This window comes from Pedobacter sp. 05L430 (assembly GCF_056397585.1).
Genome location: NZ_JBFTNT010000388.1, coordinates 1 through 3390, shown reverse-complemented (window position 1 = coordinate 3390; position 3390 = coordinate 1). Strand labels below are relative to the sequence as shown.

General features: G+C 35.9%; 5 protein-coding genes. All 5 read right to left on the bottom strand.

Translation table 11 applies throughout. The annotated features are described in order from the left end of the window. Positions 1-295: 295 nt before the first annotated feature. Complete coding sequence (locus AC1DG9_RS25275) at positions 296-847, bottom strand: SCO family protein (protein WP_317171667.1); 552 nt, start codon at positions 845-847, stop codon at positions 296-298. Positions 848-933: 86 nt separating this feature from the next. Continuing rightward, positions 934-1380 (bottom strand): hypothetical protein, encoded by a 447-nt coding sequence (locus AC1DG9_RS25270; RefSeq protein ID WP_172660371.1) that lies wholly within the window; start codon positions 1378-1380, stop codon positions 934-936. A 153-nt stretch (positions 1381-1533) separates the two neighbouring features. Next, entirely contained in the window at positions 1534-1833 is a 300-nt protein-coding gene (locus AC1DG9_RS25265; protein WP_288882812.1) for a hypothetical protein, read from the bottom strand. Between the two features lie 116 nt (positions 1834-1949). Then, positions 1950-2336, bottom strand: coding sequence for an acyl-CoA thioesterase (locus AC1DG9_RS25260; protein WP_477635484.1), 387 nt, complete (start codon positions 2334-2336; stop codon positions 1950-1952). Further along, positions 2336-3349: a beta-ketoacyl-ACP synthase III gene (locus tag AC1DG9_RS25255; protein ID WP_048906078.1), complete on the bottom strand. Its 1014-nt coding sequence runs from the start codon at positions 3347-3349 to the stop codon at positions 2336-2338. The genes AC1DG9_RS25260 and AC1DG9_RS25255 overlap by 1 nt, the downstream gene beginning before the upstream one ends. Positions 3350-3390: the final 41 nt, after the last annotated feature.

The window sequence follows — 3390 nt, the reverse complement described above, 5'->3', positions numbered from 1 at the left end:
CGGCCTCACTGATATGAAGCAAGTTGATTTCGTGAACTAGCTTTAAAATTTCTTCTTGCCTAAACTCAAGACGGGCTTTAAACTCAATTAAATCATTTTCTAGTTCTACCTTTACCATAAGAGTTAGAGATTAGTTTAGAGAAAGCAAAAATATTTATTTTAATGAGCAAATCATCATGACATAAAGATAAAAAAATGTCAATATATTCCACTAAATTATCCTATAAATCATATAATTCAGTTAAGGCCAGCATATAGCCAGCCTTAATCAAATAAAATAGCCTTAAAAAATAGGCTACTTTTTATATTCGGCCAATAAGATATCCATATCTCCCATTAGTTTCTTTACATCGGCATCATCAGTTCCGTCGTAAACACCTCTTATACGTTTCTCTTTGTCTACAAGTGTTAAATATCCGCCATGAACAAAACCACCAGGGGCCGATTTATCTTCTTGAGCAGCGGCCAGATAATTGCGTTCAGCAAGGGTATAGATTTCGTCTCTCGATCCCCATAAATATTCCCACTGTGTTCCCTTAACTCCGAGCTTATCAGCATATGCTTTCATCCTGGAAGGAGTATCATACTTTACATCGATAGTATGAGAAGCAAGTTTTACTTCTGGATTTGCTTCATATTTCTTGTAAATCTTAAGCAAATTACGATGCATAATTGGACAGATTGTAGGGCAAGAGGTGAAAAAGAAATCGGCAACATAAATTGTTCCATCAAAATCCTTTTGAGTTACAACAACACTATCCTGATTCAATAACTTGAATGATGGTATAGTTCGAAACGCTGTATCAGCAATTGTTTTTCCATCAACCACCTTTTCAGAAATTTCCATTTGTAAAAAAGGTAATCGCTTCGTTTCAGTCTTACAGCCTGAAACAAAAAGGACTATCATTAAGGCCCCAAAAAGCAAACTCTTCATTACTTCTTAAATTTACTCAGGTAATCATCAGACAATTTAATTTCCTGCTTATACAAGCTGTCAATAATCTCAATTTTCTTCCGCTCATCTTTAAAATACTTAACTGCTGCTTCATTTGATTTGCCAGTTACATCAGGCTCAAATTTGTGCATCCAATCATTCATCTGATCTTCAGCTTTACTTAAATCATTTACCATAGCCAACATGGCTTGTTTTTCCTTTACCGTATCAACATCAGGAAACTTAATTTTTAACCCACTAAGGTTCTTCAACAAAGTATCCAGTTTCATCTGGTTATTCACAAGTGCACTGTGATCGCCCATTACCACATCATGGAACTTCATTACTTCATCACGAACAGCTTTGTAATCTGTTTTACCGTCCTTTTGCTGCGTACATGCAGCAGCTATTAGCGCTATAAAAGCGACAAAAATTATTTTCTTCATTTTTAAATATTAAAATTCATAACTACCCTAAAGACCTCCCAATAGCACACATACCTGAACTATTTGTCTATAAATTTACCTTCTCAGAAAAGACCTCGGAATCATTGCACTCCTTCAGCGCATTTATTCCGGTCTTTGAAGAGAATGGTTGATTTAACCCTTTCCTTGTGGCGGATGAAATATAGAATTTTTAATACTTTGCGGTATCCCAGTAGAAAAAGGAATATGGAATTTGATTTCCGCTAATGAATACTGCTTAAAAACCAGAGGCTTTACAATTAACGCGTCTTGGATTTGTGTTTTCTGCGATTGTCTCTCTTGCTTTTGCTCTTTGTCTTGTGCCTGTTTTAATTTTTTCATTAAATAGCACTTACCATTACAATGCATTTGAGGTTTGTCTCTATTTTCACAGAGTTCAGCAGCAATATATTTCTGATTTACTTCAAAACCCATAAACACAAATAGATTCGAACAATTTGCACTAAGCAAACTAAACAAAAGTAATATGGTTATGGGTTTTAATAGCATTACGCGACAAATGTAAGCATCATAAATGACGATTCATTTACCTACTTTAATATTGACGTTGGTTTTTTATTCTCGTCGATAGCTACAAACGAAAACTCCCCGGTTACTGCTCTTTCTCTATGTTCAGAATACATCTGTTCAATAAAAATCTCAACACTAACTTTAAGGCTCGTATTCCCGATATGACTTACCCTGCCCACCAGTTCCACAATTGTGCCTGCAGGAATTGGTTTCTTAAAATCTATCCTGTCAMTACTTACTGTTACCATAATTTGTCTGCTAAAACGGGTAGCAGTAATAAAAGCTACCTCATCCATCATATGCATAGCAGTACCACCAAATAATGTATCGTAATGATTGGTTGTATTTGGAAAAACGGCTTTGAAAATTCTAGTCTCCGAAGCCGTAATTTTATCTTCTAATGTCATTAAATTGATTGTTTATTTCTTAGGTTACCCCATTTCAAATAAGTAGCGCCCCATGAAAAACCAGCACCAAATGCAGTTAACATCAACTTGTCGCCATACTTGAAATCATCTTTAAAGTCCCATAAACACAAAGGAATAGTTGCAGCGGTTGTGTTACCGTATCTATCTATATTAACCTTTACCTGATCTTCAGATAATCCAAGATAATCACCAACAGACTGAATAATTCTCAAATTAGCCTGATGAGGGATAAGATAATTGATCTGTGAACTCTCAAGATCGTTGGATTTTAGAACCTTGTTACAAGTATCTGTCATACCCTGAATTGCCGCTTTAAATACAACACGACCATCCTGACGCACGTAATGTAACTTATCATCAAGTGTTTGCTGAGATGCAGGGAATTTAGATCCTCCTGCGGTAACAATCAGATTTTCCTTTCCACTACCATCAGTTCTAAAATAGCTATCCATTAAACCTACAGGTTCTTCAGTTTGCTCTAATAAAACGGCTCCGGCACCATCTCCAAAAAGAATACAGGTGTTACGATCGGCATAGTTTATTATCGAACTATTTTTATCAGCACCAATAACAACTACTTTTTTACAACGACCACTTTCTATCATACTTGCCCCTAGTGTTAGTGCATATAAAAAACCACTACAAGCTGCGTTAGTATCAATACCCCATGCATTTTTTAAACCTGCCTTTTCACAAACCATACTCCCGGTTGATACCATTACGTAATCTGGTGTTGAAGTAGAGACAATTACACAATCAATTTCATCTGGATCTACATTTCCTTCTTCCATCAATCTATTCAAGGCATAAGTAGCCATGTCGGATGTAGCAATATTTGGATCATTTACTATTCTTCTCTCCTTTATCCCGGTCCTGGCAACAATCCATTCGTTATTGGTATCTACCATCTTTTCAAGGTCATGGTTACTTAAAATAGTGTCCGGAACATAACCCCCAACCGCGGTAATCACCGCATTTTTCCTTATTCTCATTTATGTTTATGTAATTCTGTAAAAAGGGGCAGGCATAAAAC

Excerpts from the sequence above, each read along its gene's own strand:
- AC1DG9_RS25275 (WP_317171667.1), bottom strand. The coding sequence starts at position 847 with ATGGAAATTTCTGAAAAGGTGGTTGATGGAAAAACAATTGCTGATACA.
- AC1DG9_RS25255 (WP_048906078.1), bottom strand. The coding sequence starts at position 3,349 with ATGAGAATAAGGAAAAATGCGGTGATTACCGCGGTTGGGGGTTATGTT.
- AC1DG9_RS25270 (WP_172660371.1), bottom strand. The coding sequence starts at position 1,380 with ATGAAGAAAATAATTTTTGTCGCTTTTATAGCGCTAATAGCTGCTGCA.
- AC1DG9_RS25265 (WP_288882812.1), bottom strand. The coding sequence starts at position 1,833 with ATGGGTTTTGAAGTAAATCAGAAATATATTGCTGCTGAACTCTGTGAA.